This window comes from Streptomyces sp. NPDC002520 (assembly GCF_053595235.1).
On sequence record NZ_JBSFXG010000028.1, the window covers coordinates 13,123 to 28,361 of the forward strand.

At 70.0% G+C, this 15,239-nt stretch carries 13 protein-coding genes and 1 pseudogene; 10 read left to right on the plus strand and 4 right to left on the minus strand.

Annotated features, from left to right (window positions below; genetic code table 11):
* Positions 1 to 54: 54 nt before the first annotated feature.
* A complete protein-coding gene (locus ACWD5D_RS31160; RefSeq protein WP_451376115.1) occupies positions 55 to 513 on the minus strand; it encodes an SRPBCC family protein in 459 nt (152 codons plus the stop codon).
* On the opposite strand from ACWD5D_RS31160, the gene ACWD5D_RS31165 reads away from it, so the two are divergent.
* Complete coding sequence (locus tag ACWD5D_RS31165) at positions 462 to 1,172, plus strand: low affinity iron permease family protein (protein WP_451376116.1); 711 nt, start codon at positions 462 to 464, stop codon at positions 1,170 to 1,172. The genes ACWD5D_RS31160 and ACWD5D_RS31165 overlap by 52 nt on opposite strands.
* A gap of 215 nt (positions 1,173 to 1,387) precedes the next feature.
* Here the strand turns inward: ACWD5D_RS31165 and ACWD5D_RS31170 are convergent, their stop codons facing one another.
* Complete coding sequence (locus tag ACWD5D_RS31170; protein ID WP_451376205.1) at positions 1,388 to 1,543, minus strand: DUF6131 family protein; 156 nt, start codon at positions 1,541 to 1,543, stop codon at positions 1,388 to 1,390.
* A 659-nt stretch (positions 1,544 to 2,202) separates the two neighbouring features.
* On the opposite strand from ACWD5D_RS31170, the gene ACWD5D_RS31175 reads away from it, so the two are divergent.
* Positions 2,203 to 4,620, plus strand: coding sequence for a SpoIIE family protein phosphatase (locus ACWD5D_RS31175; RefSeq protein WP_451376117.1), 2,418 nt, complete (start codon positions 2,203 to 2,205; stop codon positions 4,618 to 4,620).
* 151 nt (positions 4,621 to 4,771) lie between these two features.
* On the opposite strand, the gene ACWD5D_RS31180 is transcribed toward ACWD5D_RS31175, so the two are convergent.
* Positions 4,772 to 5,359 (minus strand): hypothetical protein, encoded by a 588-nt coding sequence (locus ACWD5D_RS31180; RefSeq protein WP_451376118.1) that lies wholly within the window; start codon positions 5,357 to 5,359, stop codon positions 4,772 to 4,774.
* A gap of 323 nt (positions 5,360 to 5,682) precedes the next feature.
* On the opposite strand from ACWD5D_RS31180, the pseudogene ACWD5D_RS31185 reads away from it, so the two are divergent.
* The 6 genes and pseudogenes from ACWD5D_RS31185 to ACWD5D_RS31210 form a co-directional block, all read left to right on the plus strand.
* Positions 5,683 to 6,088 (plus strand): annotated as a pseudogene (locus ACWD5D_RS31185) (ATP-binding cassette domain-containing protein); the annotation flags it as partial.
* A 386-nt stretch (positions 6,089 to 6,474) separates the two neighbouring features.
* The gene (locus ACWD5D_RS31190; RefSeq protein WP_451376119.1) at positions 6,475 to 6,717 is read left to right on the plus strand and encodes a zf-HC2 domain-containing protein; all 243 of its coding nucleotides are present in this window, start codon (positions 6,475 to 6,477) and stop codon (positions 6,715 to 6,717) included.
* 392 nt (positions 6,718 to 7,109) lie between these two features.
* The gene (locus ACWD5D_RS31195; RefSeq protein WP_451376120.1) at positions 7,110 to 8,840 is read left to right on the plus strand and encodes a sodium/solute symporter; all 1,731 of its coding nucleotides are present in this window, start codon (positions 7,110 to 7,112) and stop codon (positions 8,838 to 8,840) included.
* Positions 8,841 to 8,934: 94 nt separating this feature from the next.
* The gene (locus ACWD5D_RS31200) at positions 8,935 to 10,143 is read left to right on the plus strand and encodes a sensor histidine kinase (protein ID WP_451376121.1); all 1,209 of its coding nucleotides are present in this window, start codon (positions 8,935 to 8,937) and stop codon (positions 10,141 to 10,143) included.
* A 274-nt stretch (positions 10,144 to 10,417) separates the two neighbouring features.
* On the plus strand, positions 10,418 to 10,693 hold the full coding sequence (locus ACWD5D_RS31205) for a hypothetical protein (protein ID WP_451376122.1): 276 nt from the start codon (positions 10,418 to 10,420) through the stop codon (positions 10,691 to 10,693).
* Between the two features lie 433 nt (positions 10,694 to 11,126).
* The gene (locus tag ACWD5D_RS31210; RefSeq protein WP_451376123.1) at positions 11,127 to 11,486 is read left to right on the plus strand and encodes a hypothetical protein; all 360 of its coding nucleotides are present in this window, start codon (positions 11,127 to 11,129) and stop codon (positions 11,484 to 11,486) included.
* A 110-nt stretch (positions 11,487 to 11,596) separates the two neighbouring features.
* Here the strand turns inward: ACWD5D_RS31210 and ACWD5D_RS31215 are convergent, their stop codons facing one another.
* On the minus strand, positions 11,597 to 12,115 hold the full coding sequence (locus ACWD5D_RS31215; RefSeq protein ID WP_451376124.1) for a PAS domain-containing protein: 519 nt from the start codon (positions 12,113 to 12,115) through the stop codon (positions 11,597 to 11,599).
* A 157-nt stretch (positions 12,116 to 12,272) separates the two neighbouring features.
* Between ACWD5D_RS31215 and ACWD5D_RS31220 the strand changes: the two genes are divergently transcribed.
* Entirely contained in the window at positions 12,273 to 13,259 is a 987-nt protein-coding gene (locus ACWD5D_RS31220; RefSeq protein WP_451376125.1) for a LysR family transcriptional regulator, read from the plus strand.
* 200 nt (positions 13,260 to 13,459) lie between these two features.
* Positions 13,460 to 15,193: an oxalyl-CoA decarboxylase gene (gene oxc, locus ACWD5D_RS31225; protein ID WP_451376126.1), complete on the plus strand. Its 1,734-nt coding sequence runs from the start codon at positions 13,460 to 13,462 to the stop codon at positions 15,191 to 15,193.
* The last annotated feature ends 46 nt before the right edge of the window (positions 15,194 to 15,239 follow it).

A 15,239-nucleotide genomic window follows, 5' to 3' on the forward strand; every position in this document is an offset into this window, starting at 1 on the left:
TGCAGCCCGAACAATCCCCTGGTGCGGTCAGACCGGTACAACCTGCTGCTGCGGTCAGCCCGGGGTGACCCGGCCGCGCCAGGCGCCGGATTCACCACCGCGGGTCTCGATGAACTCCTTGAAGCGCAGCATGTCGCCCCTGACTCGCCGGTCGAAGGCTCCGAGCCAGTCGGCGACTGTTTCCGCCGGGTCGGCGGGCTCGATGTTCATGACGAGTTCCACACGGGTGCGGGTGTCGCCCAGACTCTGGAAACGGACACTGCCGCGCTGCCGGGTGTCACCACTGATCGAACGCCAGGTGATCCTGTCGTCGGGGAGCTGGTCCACGATTTCCGTGTCGAAGTCCCGTCGCAGTCCGCCCATCGTGATGGTCCAGTGGTTGTGGAGGTCGTCGAGCTGTTCGACCGTCTCCACACCCTCCATGAACCTCGGGAACTCCTCGAACTGTGTCCACTGGTTGTATGCGGTCCGGATCGGAACGTCGACCTCGACCGATTCCCTCACCGTTCCCATGGCCTGTTCCTCCTTACAGTGAGCCCTGTACTCGTCCGTGCCAGGACCTTCGCCTTCCGAGTACCCACGGAGCGGGATGTTCGACAGGGGCAGGGAAGCCACGCCACCTGGCAGCACCAGGCCGCCGAAGGATTCCGCGGACGCCTCGCCGACGATCGCTCCGCTCTTCTTGCCCCGTTGACCTCCGAGGCCGCTGGGCCCAGGCCCGCAGCGTTCCAGAGCCATCGCGTCGTGCCGCGCGAATTCCTACCGAAGCGGGGCCCAGGCGTGGGGCGCGTACCCGAGGTGGGCGCTACCGGGGGCATCCCGCCGACCGGGGCGGCGACCGGCGCCGGGGATTCGAACGACTCGCGGAAAGCGCGTCGAGGTTCACCAGTTCTCCGTCCTTCTTCCTGTTCTGCCTGGCGCTGGTCACATGGATGGTGATCGCCCATGCCGTCGGGCTTGGCACGCAATGGCAGGTGCTCGCCGGTGACTGCATGACGGCAGTGACCCTGCTGCTGCTCGCGCTGCTGAAGAACTCCGAGCTACGGGCCGAGCGCGCCGTCCAGCGCGAACTGGACGCCATCGCCGCCGCCTTGCTCGAAGCACAGGAGGGCTCGCCGGGCAGGGCTCACGAAGAGCTGAAGGCCGCGATCCGCCTGGAACAGGAGATCTGACGCTGACGACGGAACTCTCGTCGACCCACCGACAGAGCACGTCGGCCCGGCCCTTCGGCCCCAGGTAGTACATCCCTTTGACGACCTCGTTCTGCGGCACTTCTTCACCGGTGCGCTCGATGACGCTTGTTGCGCACGCGGTGCGAAGTGCCGCGCTGAAGCTGACGGAACCGGATGGTGTGGCTGTCCGTAGCCCACCTCCGCCCGGCCGGCCGTCACCAGTAGTGGCGGCGGCCGCCGACGGCATGTCCGACCAGGCCCAGAACCCACAGAATGATGCCGATGACCACGAGGAGGATTCCGATGGTCCAGAGGATTCCGATTCCGGTGAGCAGCCCGATGACGAGCAGGATGATTCCGAGGATGATCACTTCGACCTCCAGGGAGGCGGATACGCGGGACACGCGTGTGGGAGACGGGCGGTGAACGCGTCACCGGCCAGGGACTTCTTGAGCCCTTGCTTGTTCATCGAGGAGTGGCCGTGAATGTCAGGTCGTGATTTCGTCCTGATTCACAACCCTCCTGCGGTGTTCGAGTACCCAGGTCAGCGCGGCGAATTCGGCGCGCAAGGCACCGAATGGGTGGAGGTCCGTCAAAACCGGGGCGTCCGTTCCGGTCGGGAACGGACGCTGTTGCGGTGACCCGCCTCAGGGGAGCGGCGTTCCGAGAGGCCCGAGATCCAGGCTGACGTCGTCGCGCCCCGGTCACCGCGATTCGGCCCACCAGTTGCGTCGACCGGTCGCGCAACTTCGCACTCTCCCGCGTGGGTTCATCACGACGGGTACGGGACGAGCGGGCCAGGAAGCGAGACCTTTCGTGGTGCCCGCCCGCCCCGCCTCGCACCGTGTCACGCATAGTGTGTGTGTCGACACTCAGGGTCACTGCGGAGACCGCCTCGGCGCCGCAGCGCGGCCGGTCGACGGGCACGGCGAGTGCCGGGGCGTCACCCGCGCGCCGTGCCTCCCTCGGTTCGCGTTCCGGCACGCACCTTCAACGACGCATCCGCGCGACCGCATGGCATGCTCGGAGGGTGGAGAGCGATACCGCACCCCAGGGTGACGGTGCCACGCCCGAGGTTCTGGCGTTGGCCAAGATCGTGACGAGGCTGCGCGCCGAGGTGGCGGAGCTGGAACGCGTGGCCACGATGTCGGCTGCCGTGGAACGCGCCAAAGGTGTCGTCATGGCGCAGGAAGGCATGTCGCCGGAGGCCGCGTACGAACTGCTGCGGGCACGGGCCGAGCAGCGCGGACGCACACTCACGCAGGAGTGCTGGAACACCCTGGCCCGCGTCGGCCAGGGCACCACGCACTCACCGGCGGACCCCGTCGGCCCGTCGTCCGGCACCACCCCGGCGACGGAGATCCCGCCGTCCTGCGCGGAGCGGCTCGAGGCCGGCAGGACGGTCCATCCGAGCCGAACGACACCGCTGGCCGCGGTCGCCGAGGGCCTGGCCGGCGCCCGCACACCCGACGACGTGGCAGAGCTGCTCCGGACGGAGCTCCGCGGCATCGAGCACGTGGACGCCGTCATGATCTACACCGTGGCGGCCACCGGAAACCTCGATCTGGTCGGGTACGCGGGGATCGACGAAGACATGGCCGAGCAGTGGAGTCACATCCCGCCGTTCAGTGGTGTGGCGGCCCTGGCGGCGGTCGCCGACGGGAGGCCCCTGTGGCTGGAGAAGCCCGACCAGGAGACCGCCCGCTACCTGCTCACCGGTGACCTGGCCGAGCGGTTTCCGACCCGCGCCTGGCTTCCCGTGCCGGGGGAGCGGCAGGCGGCGGCAGTCGTCGGCGTCCTCCGGACCTGCCGCGACCCGTTCGACACGGGAACGAGGGACCTGCTGCGCCGGGCCGTGGCACTGTGTGCCGAAACGCTCAGCGCGGGCGTGAGCCGGCTCGCGCCCGGCGCCGACCACATCGACGAGGCCGTGGTCCAGCGGATCTTCGACGCCCTGCCCGGACCCGCGGTCCTCCTCACCCTGCTATGGACACCGACGGGCGCCGTCGAGGACTTCCGGATCGACGCGGCGGCCCCGGAATCGGTCGACGTGGCCGGACGCCGCGGCAGGGAGCTGGTGGGCCGAAGGGTCCTGGAGACGTACCCGACCTTGGCGGGCACTCCTGCGTGGAGCGGCTACCTGGAGACGTTGCTGACGGGCTCCCCTTACGAGAGCGGACCCTTCAGCTACCAGGAGACGCTCGTCGGCGTGCCGCACGCGTCCACCTATTCGGTACGAGCGTCCCGGCTGGGCGACAGCCTGGTGGTGTCCTGGGTGAGCCACGACACGACGGAGCGGCAGGCCCGCCGCCTCGCCGACATGCAGCGACTGGGCAATCTCGGCTGGGTGGGCTGGAACCTGATGAACGACAGCGTCACCTGGTCGGATCAGGTCTACGCCATCTTCGGGCGCAACCCCTCCCAGGGGCCCGTGGCCCTGGAGGAACTGCCCCGGCACGTGATGCCGGACGATCGGCCGCGACTGGGCGCGGCCGTACGACGGCTGCTCGACGACGGTGGGTCCATCGACGAGCCTTTCCGCATCAACGTCGCGAGCGGGGTACGCCATCTGCACATCGTCGCCGAGGCGCAGACGGACGCGGACGGTGCCGCCGTCGAAGTACACGGTTTCCTCCAGGACCTCACGGTGCAGCGCGACGCCGAGATCGCCCTGGGGGAGAGCGAACGTGCTGTCCTCGTGCAGCGAGGCATGCTGCAGGCCGAACGCGCGCTCGCCGCCCGGCTCCAGGAAACCCTGCTGCCCATCCCCGAGCAGTCGCTGGAACTGGCCGATCTGTGCGTCAACGTCGCCTACGTTGCCGCCGACCGCGGAGTGAACGTCGGAGGGGATTGGTACAGCGCCATCGAACTGCCCGACAAGAGTGCTCTGTTCGTCGTCGGCGACGTCGCCGGTCACAGCCTTGCCGCTGTCGGCACGATGGCCCAACTGCGGTTCACGGCGAAGGGCATGGCCATCACGGGATCACCGCTCCCTGACGTCCTGCACCGGCTGAACACCCTCCTGCTCCACACCGCCCGGGAGGCGCACAGCGCCACCGCCACCGTGGTCATGGGCTGCTACCGCCCCTGGAATCGCCGCATGACCTGGGTCAGGGCGGGCCACCTCCCGCCCTTGCTGATACGCCGTGGTGAGGCGACCTATCTTCCGCAGCCCGAGGGCATCCTCCTCGGAGCCACCCCCAACCCGTCGTACGGGCAGTCGGTGATCGACCTGCTGCCTGAGGACCACCTCCTCCTCTACACGGACGGCCTCGTGGAAGAACCGGGCGAGGACATCGAGGACGGTCTGGAACGGTTCGCCGAGGTCACGCTTCAGCTCCTGCGTGAAGGGCGCGGCGAAACCCTCGCCACGACCTTGGCCGCGAAGCGGCCGCATCAGCACGACGACATCTGTGTCGTGGACGTCCATGTGCCCGGTACGCGCTGATCGTAGGCCTGCTCGGTCTCCTCGCCCGAGCAGGCCCACGACGTCCTTGATGCGTCGGGCCGTCGCCGCAGCGAGACTGAGGGGAACGACTCTGTGAAGGCCGGCCGGACGCCGCCCCTTGTGTCGCTGCCCCGGGATCTGCCTCGCTGGTTCACGCAATTCTTCTGGCTGTCGGCCCAACCGCCTTCGCCGGAGCGACCGTTACCGCTGAGACGAGCACCAGAAGGCCGCCGACGGAGTGGAAGAGGGCTGCCCCGGAGGCGAAGATGCGAGCCTGGGCCTTGGTGGCCCTGTCGTACTCGTCCTCGCTGATCGGCACCTGCTCGCTGCGCAACTGCGTGTTGTTCCACCGGGTGTAGTAATGGCCGCCTTTCCCGTCGGTCTTGGCGTCCCGCGCACCGCCCGCGGTGACGACGGCCAGCAGCAGTGCCGCGAGGACCACCGCGTAGGCCCACTTCAGACCGGTCGGCAGGCTGCGCAGGAACCGGAGCATCCGGCCGGTGTTCGCCCTTCCGAACAGAGTCCGGCCGCCCGCGGAGAACATGGCCCGCAGCAGGGCGATGCCGAAGACCGGGAAGGCCGTGCCAAACACGGCGCCGACGGCGGCGAAGGGCACCTTGTCGGCACCGGGCAGCCACGTTGCCGCCGCGAGCAGCAGCGAGAGCGTGCACAGTGCCCAGCCCAGGACGAAGTGGACACGGCCTGCGGGAGACAGCTCGGACAACCCCACCCGGTCCATACCCCTGCTCCTTGACTGTGTGCCCCGTGCCTGCGCGTGCTGCCGTCGCCCTCCGCTTCGGCGCCGACCCACAGCATCGTCCGACCCGGAGCCAACCGGAAGATCCGGCACCGGCAGCCTGCGGACGCGCCGGCTGCCCGGTCCCGGAAACCGGAGCGAGGCCGGGCCTTCACTTCCTGCCCAAGTCCGGTTCAGCAACGGTTACTTCTGACACGCGACTTGCCGATGCTTTGACGATCCGTTTCATCAGCGTTCAGTCCGACGTTCGTGTCAGCGCTGTGTGCCGTCCCTAGCCTCCCTGAGGACTTCGAAAGAAGGGACTCATGGAGAAACCTCTCGCCGTCCGGGCTCGAGGGATCACCAAGTGCTTCGGAGACGTCGTCGCCCTCGACCGGATCGACCTGGATGTGCACCAAGGTCAGATCCACGGCTTGGTCGGCCCCAACGGTGCCGGCAAGACGACGTTGCTCTGACTCATGCTGGGCCTGGCCATGGCCGACAGTGGCAGCCTCGATGATCCTGGGTACGCCGGTCGGCCGGGCGCTCGCCGCTCCCGACGGTGTCGCCGGGTCCGTGGACGGGCCCGGTCTCTACCCCTGGCTCACCGCCAGGCAGAACCTCGCCGCGCTGGCCGCTCTCCGTGTCGGTGGCGCGCGGTCGGCGGGGATCGATGACGTGCTCCACCAGGTCGGGCTCACCGATGTCGCCGACGAGCGGGTCCGCGGCTACCCCGGCGACGACAAGCTGTTCGCCCCGGACGACGTGCCGGGCGCCTACATCCCGTCCGCCGAGAACGACGGCTGACCCAGCCCGATCGCCCCGAGGGGGTCCGTGGCCGGCACGCCCGCCGGCCACGGACCCCCCTCGGGCCGCGGAGCCTCTGTCGTACGCCGCGCTTCCCCGGCTTCCTCCACGAGGGTCACGAAGTGCGCCGTCGCCGGGCGCGACGGTGAATGACCGAAAACGGACCGACGCGCCCGCCGCACCGGATGACACTGGAACGTGGGCACTTTCCAAGCGTGTTCACACAGCGTTTACGTGAGGGTGGTAGGAAGTCTTCTTCAGGAGACCAGCCGCGACCGATCGGCCGACGCGCACAGGCAGAGGGGGCACTCGTGACCGAGCCGCACGACGAGCCGCACGTGCGCCTGCAGCTCGGAGCCTATGTGCTGGGCAGTCTCACGCCGGAGGAGGACGAGCAGACCGCCGGCCACCTGCAGCACTGTACCGCCTGCCAGGTCGAGTACCTGGAGATGGAGGAAGCCCGGAACCTCCTCGCGATGATCACGGAAGCGGACCTCCTCGACGCGTGGGGCGAGGAGTCCGCCGAGGACGGCGGACGCGGCGACGCCTGCTGACCCCCCTCGCCGATGGATTCCACGTCGCTCTGAACCATTTGGCCGTACCGGCCGTGTCACTCGATGTGTCACCGCCACACCACGCCCCCGCGGTGACAGCCCCGGGCCGCCCCCCGGCCCGGGAGCGCGACCGCCCCATCGGCCCGCCACCCTCCCCCCGGCGGCCGAACGGGGCGGTCGCTCCGTGTACGCCGCAGGCGCTCGCCGACCCGGGCGCCGGCCTTCGTGAGCGGAACCGGTCACAGCACCTGTTCTGCTGCGGGATTGCTGCGTACACTCACCGCCACAGGCGATCAAGACGACAGCGACGTGCGGGACTTGAGGCTGAGAATCGCCGGATCCGTGGTGAGCCGGTTCGGGCCGGACCGCACGAGGAGCACGGGGGCGCCCGGTTGAACCAGACCTACGGAACGGCCGCGGTTTCGGTCATCGTGCTGGTGACGCTGCTCGTCGGAGCACTGGGCCTGCGTATCTCACGTACCACTTCCGACTTCTACGTCGCCTCCCGCAGCGTCCCGCCACGACTGAACGCCTACGCGATCAGCGGTGAGTACCTGTCGGCCGCCTCGTTCCTCGGCGTTGCCGGCCTCGTGCTGGCGCAGGGCGCCGACATGCTGTGGTTCCCCATCGGATACACGGCCGGGTATCTGGTGCTGCTGATCTTCGTGGCCGCCCCGCTGCGCCGGTCCGGCGCTTACACCCTGCCCGACTTCGCCGAAGCCCGCATGGAGTCCCGGGCGGTGCGCCGTATCGCCTCCGTGTTCGTCGTCGGTACCGGCTGGCTCTACCTGCTCCCGCAGCTGCGTGGAGCCGGTCTGACGCTCCGTCTGGTCACCGGCGCCCCACAGTGGTTCGGCGGCCTGCTGGTCGCCGCGGTGGTGGCGACGGCGGTGGCCGCCGGGGGCATGCGGAGCATCACGTTCGTCCAGGCCTTCCAGTACTGGCTGAAACTGACCGCGCTGCTGGTGCCCGCCGTGTTCCTGCTCGCCGCCTGGGGGAGCGATCACACGCCGCGGCCGTCCTGGGACCGTCCGGCCACGTTCCACCGGGCGACCGTGGTCGACTTCGAAGCGGTGCGGCGCATCGCCGTGGACCAGGCGGTCCGTGTCACGGTGAAGGGTACGGTCGACGGGAAACCGTATGACCGCGACCAGTTGCTGCTCGCCAAGGGGTCCCACGAGGTCGCGGCCGGCGCCTCGCTGCGATTCCCCGAAGGGGCACGCGTACCCCGCGCGGCCACCGGAAGCCACGCAGGTCCGGTCCCGTCCAGCTGGGCCAGCCCCGTTTCGTCGAACCGGGACGAGAACAGCCTCTACGCGACCTACGGCCTCATCCTGGCCACGTTCCTCGGCACCATGGGGCTGCCGCACGTCGTGGTCCGCTTCTACACCAATCCGGACGGACGGGCCGCCCGCCGCACCACGGTCATCGTCCTGGGCCTCCTGGGTGCCTTCTATCTCCTGATGCCCGTCTACGGCGCACTCGGCCGCCTGTACGCCCCCGACCTCATGCTCTCCGGAGACACGGACGCGGCCGTCCTGCTGCTGCCCCAGCGGCTGATCGGCGGCATCACCGGCGATCTGCTCGGCGCGCTGGTCACCGCCGGAGCGTTCGCGGCCTTCCTCTCCACGACGTCCGGCCTCACCCTGTCGGTCGCCGGCGTGCTGGCGCAGGACGTCCTGCCGACCCTCGGCGTACGGCACTTCCGGCTCGCGACACTCCTGGCGGTCGCGGTGCCCGTGGCCGCCACCTTCGCGGTGCCCGACCTGTCGGCCGCCGGTGCCGTCGGACTGGCATTCGCCGTCTCCGCCTCGTCCTTCTGCCCGCTCCTGGTGCTCGGGATCTGGTGGCGCGGTCTGACACCACCGGGAGCGGCCGCCGGTCTGCTGGTGGGCGGGGGATCCGCGTTGATCGCGGTCGCCGCGACGATGGGCGGTGCGCCACGCTCCCGCTTCCTGCACGCGCTCTTCGCCTGGCCGGCGGTCTGGTCCGTGCCCGTGGGCTTCGCCACGATGATCGTGGTCTCCCTCGCCACCCGGCACCGCATCCCCAGCAGTACGTCCGCGGTCATGGCCAGGCTGCATCTGCCCGAGACCAACAGCCCACGGCCCTCGCTCCCGTGACCGGGCGTGCGCAGCCCCCACCGCCCCCGCCGCCCCGCCGCCCCGCCGCCCCTCCATACTCACGTCCATCGAACTTCCGGTGAGGTATCCGCCCATGAGCGCTCTGGCCACTGTGGCAGTCGCAGCCGCTGGACCCCTGCTGCTCGCCGTCGGGGCCGGGGCGGGCTACCTCGCCGCGCGACGCCGGCACAGCGGGCCGCCCGGTTTCGGAACCGCGGTCGAGCGTGCCACGTTCCACACCCTGCACACCGCGTCCCTCGCCGCGCCTCCCCTGCGGGCCGGCCTCACCTCCGACACCGCCCGCAAGGCGACGCGACGGCTGAGACCTCTGCTGGGCGAGGCGTCCATGATCCTGACGGACGAGGACGGGGTGCTGGCCTGGGAGGGCCCCGGCACCCACCACAGTGACGTGGTGGAACGCCTGATACCCGACGTGGTCGCCAAACGGCAGCCCCGCACCGTCAAGGTCTCCTGCGACCAGCCCGGCTGCCCGGTGCGCTGGGGTGTCGTCACCCCGCTCGTGGTCGACGGACGCGGAGCCGGGGCCCTGGCGGCGTTCGGCCCCGAGGAGTCCGCCGTCCTGTCCCGGGCCGTCGACGAGGTCGCCCGCTGGGTCTGCGTGCAGTTGGAGCTGGTCGACCTGGAGCGGGCCCGCTCCGGCGTCATCGAGGCGGAGATCCGGGCACTGCGGGCACAGATCTCGCCCCACTTCATCTACAACTCCCTCGCCAGCATCGCCTCCTTCGTCCGCACCGACCCCGACCGGGCCCGCGAACTGCTTCTGGAATTCGCTGACTTCACCCGGTACAGCTTCCGCAAGCACGGTGACTTCACCACGCTCGCCGACGAACTGCGCTCCATCGAGCAGTACCTGGAGCTGGTCCGGGCCCGCTTCGGTGACCGTCTGGAGGTGAACCTGCGGATCGCGCCCGAGGTGCTGTCCGTGACGCTGCCGTTCCTCTGTCTTCAACCGCTGGTGGAGAACGCTCTCAGGCACGGTCTGGAGGAGAGCATGGAGCGCAGCACCATCACGATCGTCGCGGAGGACGACGGCCCCGACGCGCGCGTGAGCATCGAGGACAACGGTGTGGGCATGGAACCGGAGAGGCTGCGCGAGATCCTCAAGGGCACCGGCGGCCCGTCGACGGGTATCGGGCTCAGCAACGTGAACGTGAGGCTTCGCCAGGTGTACGGACACGCCTACGGCCTCGTCATCGAGACCGCCGTGGGAGCGGGCATGAAGGTCACCGTACGCATCCCCAAGTTCCGTGCGGGCGTCCAGCCGGCACCGCCGACCCGGTGAGATGTGCCCGCTGCGGCGTGAACCGGGCAGCGCGTCCGCTCGCGTCGGGTAGAGCACGGACGATCTCAGCGCAGCGGCGAGGTCACCCTTGCTCAGAACGGTCCACGCCGTCCGTGCCAACTGCCGGTCCACTGCCGCTCGTCGGCCATGGGCGACCGCCCGGCGATCAGCCACGACCGTTCACGGATCCGCGAGCCGGCGGACGGACGGGAGCGTGGGCGTGCGCCCTATCGTTGCCCCAGGCCTCCTCACCCGGCGGCCTGGAAGGGGGTTCATGTCCGAGATCGAGGAGTTGCTGGAAGAGCTCGGCAAACTGCCGTCCAGCGCTCCGAAAACCGTGCGCGAGCTCGCCGAGATCCTGGTGAGGATCAAGAGCGCCGCCGGGCACTGGGCGGACGTCCTCTACGAGGTCCGCCAGTGGTCCTCGCACCACGCGGGCCCCCGCGCGTCGGCCGCCCTGGAGATCGCCTTCCGTAAGGCCGAGGAGTCCTATGTGGAGCTTGAGATAGCCCACAGGGACGTCCGGGAGAGCGCCGGCGACCGCCGCTGAGACATGCGGCCCGGCAGTACGAGGTCACCGTGCGCGGAGGCGGTAGTGCGGCTGTTCGCTGCAGGAGTCCTGCGGTGTCCGAAGGCCGCCCGGAAGGGACAGCTCAAAAGGTGAGCGCACCCGCTGAACCCATCCCCGTCCCCGCCCGTGTTCCTGAGTGAGGCGCGGTCAGGCCCACACCTCCTCCGACCGCGACGTCCCAAGGGGCGCATTCCCCCGGCCCGTTGAGACACGGCTGCTCTGTCGTCACCCCCGGGAGGCAAGCCTCCCGCGACCGGGCAGCCGTCTTCGCCCGCAGCCCCCTTGACCATGCATATGCCGTCTCATGCCTTTCGCATGACTCGTGGTCGCAGTGCTGCGTACACTCGACTTCGCAGAGTGATCACTGGGCCGCTGGGGGTGCGAGGTGGGTGCCGAATCCGTCCCTCGCAGAGTGGTGGTCACCGGGGAGCCGAGCGCGAACCCGAGCGGTGGCTTCCGGCCAGGTCCGACCGCCGCGCCGGAGAGCGGCGCCGACGGCGGCGGTGTTCCGGTGGTCGCGACGCTGTTGCGCAGGCAGGCGAGGCTCAGCCTCGTCGCGTGCGCGCTGCTGACCGTTCTGCTCGGCCTGCTCCCCGTGGTCCTGCGGGTGATGGCGCCGGCCGATTCGCAGGACGGCGAACCGCTCGTCGTGTGGCTCGCGTTGGGCCTGGCGCCCTATCCGGTCCTGGTGGGGCTCGGATGGTGGTACGTCCGCCGGGCGGAGCGCAATGAGCGTGAGTTCACCGAGGCCGTGTCCCCGGAGCAGCCGTGACCCCGGGAGCACCGCGCACCGACGACATCCGGTGACTCGGCAAGCGCGGTCGGCAAGTGTGGCCGCCTCGGCCCCGCGTGAGACGCAGCGGGCGCAAGGCAGGCCTGCCGTCACGCCGGTGACGCCTCCGGGAGGCGTCGTTCGAGTTCCGCCAGCCTCATGCGCAGTGCCTTCTCCGTGTTGCGCCGCTCCGTCACCTCGCGCATGATCGCGGAGATTCCGGCGAGCCGGCCGGTCTCGTCGCGCAGGAGTGCCACCGTGAACTCGATCGACAGGCGGTGGCCGTCCCGATGGGTGGCGGGCACGGCGAGGAGTTCGTCGCCGTATCGGGTCTCACCGGTGGCCACCGTCTTCTCGTAGCCCTTGTTGTGCCGTTCCCGCTGCTTCTCCGGGATGATCAGATCGAGACCGGCGCCCACGGCCTCGGCCGCGGTGTGGCCGAACATGCGTTCCGCGCCGCTGTTCCAGACCTGGATGATCCCCTCCGGGTCGGCCACCACGACGGCCTCGGACGACTCGCGCACGATCGCCTGGGCCAGCCAGGGTTCCGGCTCTCCTGCGCGCACACCGGCCGGGTCCGGCTGTGTCGACGAAGTCTCGTTCCCGGCGGCCGCGTTGTTGTCGCCCACGGTGTTTCTCCCTCCTGCCGGCGCGTGTCCCGGGGCCGCTGTGGCGGCTTGCGCGGGGCGCGCCTTCTCGTTGATCGGCACCGTCGACAGTATGGCGCCCACTCCTTGAATAAGGAATACTGCATACAATGTTCCACGGTGTGAGAGGAGCCGCTCCATGCTGTTCCGGCAGCTCGAGTACTTCGTGGCGGTGGCCAAGGAGAAGCACTTCGCGCGGGCGGCGGACGCCTGTTACGTCTCTCAGCCCGCACTGTCGATCGCGATCGCCAAGCTGGAACGGGAGCTGAACGTCACCCTGATCAACCGGGGCCACAACTTCGAGGGCCTGACCCCGGAGGGCGAGCGGCTCGTCGTCTGGGCCAAGCGGATCCTCGCCGAGCACGACGCGTTCAAGGCCGAAGTGGCCGTCATGCAGTCCGGCATCACCGGGACGCTACGGCTCGGTACGGGACCCACCGTGTCGACGACGACGGCGCTCCCGGTGGCCGCGTTCTGCGCGATGCACCCCCTGGCCAGGGTGAAGGTCTGCTCCCGGCTGTCCTCCACCGAGCTGGTGCGGCAACTGCGCGAGTTCGAACTCGACGCCGCCATAGCCCACTTCGGGCCCGAAGACCGCGAGGGTCTGGACGTGGTGCCGCTGTACCAGGAGCAGTACGTGCTGCTGACGTCCGGTGAGCACCTTGTGCCCTCGCGCCCCACCATCACCTGGGCGGAGGCGGCCCGGTTGCCGCTGGCGCTGCTCTCACCGGACATGCGCTTCCGGCAGTTCATCGACGGTGCCTTCGACAACGCCGGGGCGACGGCGACCCCCCAGGTGGAGACGGACTCCGTCGCCTCCCTCTACGCCCATGTCGCCACGGGCGCGTGGGCGAGCGTCGTCCCGCACACCTGGCTGAACGCCATGCCGACGACCGACGGGGTCAGGGCGGTGCGGCTGGTCGAGCCGGAGGCCAGGGCACAGATCTCGGTGGCCATCCACGCGGCGACTCCCGGTTCGGTCGCGGCCAGGGCGTTCCGCAACGTGGTCGCGGGGCTGTCGTTGGACGAGGTCTTCGTACCGGAGTGGTCGGACCGCACCGCCATGGGCGGCGCCGCCGAGACGGGCCAGGAGGGGCAGCTCGCGGAGCTCCGCGGGTCGGCGTGAGGTCGTTCGAGGCCCGGAAGGGAACCTCCCGCGCACTGCATTCGGCCGGTACCCGGGGGCGCAGGTGGCCGCAGTGCACCCACTTCGATAAGCGCCGTAAATCAGCTGGTTGGCAAGAGATCTTGGACGCGTCGACCCCATGACGCGGATGGTGAAGCACAGAAGAGGAACTGACGGAGCCGCTAGGGAGGACCCGGAGCATGACGGACGCTGTCACACAGGACACGGGGGCGGAGGGCGCCGACGAACCGGCCGCCTTGACCGACGGAATCCATCTGGTCGTCGACGCACTCAAGCTCAACGGAGTCGAGACCGTCTACGGGGTCGTCGGCATCCCGATCACCGACCTGGCTCGTCTCGCGCAGGCGTCGGGCATCCGCTACATCGGCTTCCGGCACGAGAGCGACGCCGGGCATGCCGCGGCGGCGGCCGGATTCCTCACCCAGAGGCCGGGCATCAGCCTGACGGTGTCCGCGCCGGGCTTCCTGAACGGTCTCGTGGCGCTCGCCAACGCCACCACCAACTGCTTCCCGATGGTGCAGATCTCCGGGTCGAGCGAGCGGCATCTCGTCGACCTCCAGCGGGGCGACTACGAGGAGATGGACCAGCTCGCGGCGGCCAGGCCGTTCGCCAAGGCGGCCTACCGCGTCCAGCGGGCCGAGGACATCGGACGCGGTATCGCCCGCGCCATCCGCACCGCGATCTCCGGCCGTCCGGGCGGCGTCTACCTGGACATCCCGGCCGCGGTCCTGGGCGAGGTCATCGACGCCGACAAGGGCGCCGCGTCGCTGTGGCGGCTCGTCGACCCGGCGCCGCGCCAGCTGCCGCAGCCCGAGGCCGTGGACCGGGCGATCGACCTCCTGGCGAGTGCCGAGCGGCCGCTCGTCGTACTCGGGAAGGGCGCCGCGTACGCGCGGGCCGACGAGCCGGTCCGGGAGTTCATCGAGACCACCGGCATCCCCTACCTGCCCATGTCGATGGCCAAGGGCCTGCTGCCCGACGACCATCCGCAGTCGGCGGCAACCGCCCGGTCGCTCGCGCTGCGCAAGGCCGACGTCGTCATGCTGGTCGGCGCCCGCCTCAACTGGCTGCTCGGCCATGGCGACGCGCCCCAGTGGAGCCCGGACGCCACGTTCGTCCAGGTCGACATCGCCGCCACGGAGATGGACAGCAACCAGCCCATCGCGGCCCCGCTCGTCGGCGACGTCGGCTCCGTGATGGAGGCACTGGTCGAGCGCAGCAAGCCGGGCCGCATCACGGCCCCGGCGCAGTGGCGCGAGGAACTCGCCGCCCGCTCGGCGCAGAACGTCGCCAAGATGGCCGGCCGCCTGAAGGCCGCCGGGACGGCGTACCCGATGAAGTTCCTGGGCGCGCTCCAGGCCATCCGCGACGTGCTCACCGAGAACCCGCGCGCCTACGTCGTCAACGAGGGCGCCAACGCGCTGGACCTGGCCCGCAGCACCATCGGCATGCGGGTGCCGCGCCACCGGCTGGACAGCGGCACCTGGGGCGTCATGGGCATCGGCATGGGTTACGCGATCGCCGCCGCCGTCGAGACCGGCGACCCGGTCGTCGCCATCGAGGGCGACAGCGCGTTCGGGTTCAGCGGCATGGAGATCGAGGCGGTCTGCCGTTACAACCTGCCCGTCGTCACCGTCGTCCTCAACAACAGCGGTGTCTACCGCGGCGACGCCCCCGCCGTCGCCGGCGACCCGGCGCCCACCGTCCTCAAGGCCCGCCACGACCTCATGATCCAGGCGTTCGGCGGCAAGGGCTACCGGGCGACGACGCCCGCAGAGGTCGCAGCCGCCCTCCGTGAGGCCCTCGCCTCCGGCGGCCCGGCGCTCATCGACTGCGTGATCGACCCGGCGGACGGCACGGAGAGCGGCAACATCGCGCACCTCAACCCCAAGGGCATCACGGCCAAGCACTGATCACGTCCGACCCCTTCCGTATCGAGACTCTTCACGACAAGGACTG

What these genes read in the sequence shown, in the direction of transcription:
- ACWD5D_RS31165 (WP_451376116.1), top strand. Translation starts at nt 462, where the DNA reads ATGCGGTCCGGATCGGAACGTCGACCTCGACCGATTCCCTCACCGTTC.
- ACWD5D_RS31160 (WP_451376115.1), bottom strand. Translation starts at nt 513, where the DNA reads ATGGGAACGGTGAGGGAATCGGTCGAGGTCGACGTTCCGATCCGGACC.
- ACWD5D_RS31180 (WP_451376118.1), bottom strand. Translation starts at nt 5,359, where the DNA reads ATGGACCGGGTGGGGTTGTCCGAGCTGTCTCCCGCAGGCCGTGTCCAC.
- ACWD5D_RS31200 (WP_451376121.1), top strand. Translation starts at nt 8,935, where the DNA reads ATGAGCGCTCTGGCCACTGTGGCAGTCGCAGCCGCTGGACCCCTGCTG.
- ACWD5D_RS31205 (WP_451376122.1), top strand. Translation starts at nt 10,418, where the DNA reads ATGTCCGAGATCGAGGAGTTGCTGGAAGAGCTCGGCAAACTGCCGTCC.
- ACWD5D_RS31220 (WP_451376125.1), top strand. Translation starts at nt 12,273, where the DNA reads ATGCTGTTCCGGCAGCTCGAGTACTTCGTGGCGGTGGCCAAGGAGAAG.
- oxc (WP_451376126.1), top strand. Translation starts at nt 13,460, where the DNA reads ATGACGGACGCTGTCACACAGGACACGGGGGCGGAGGGCGCCGACGAA.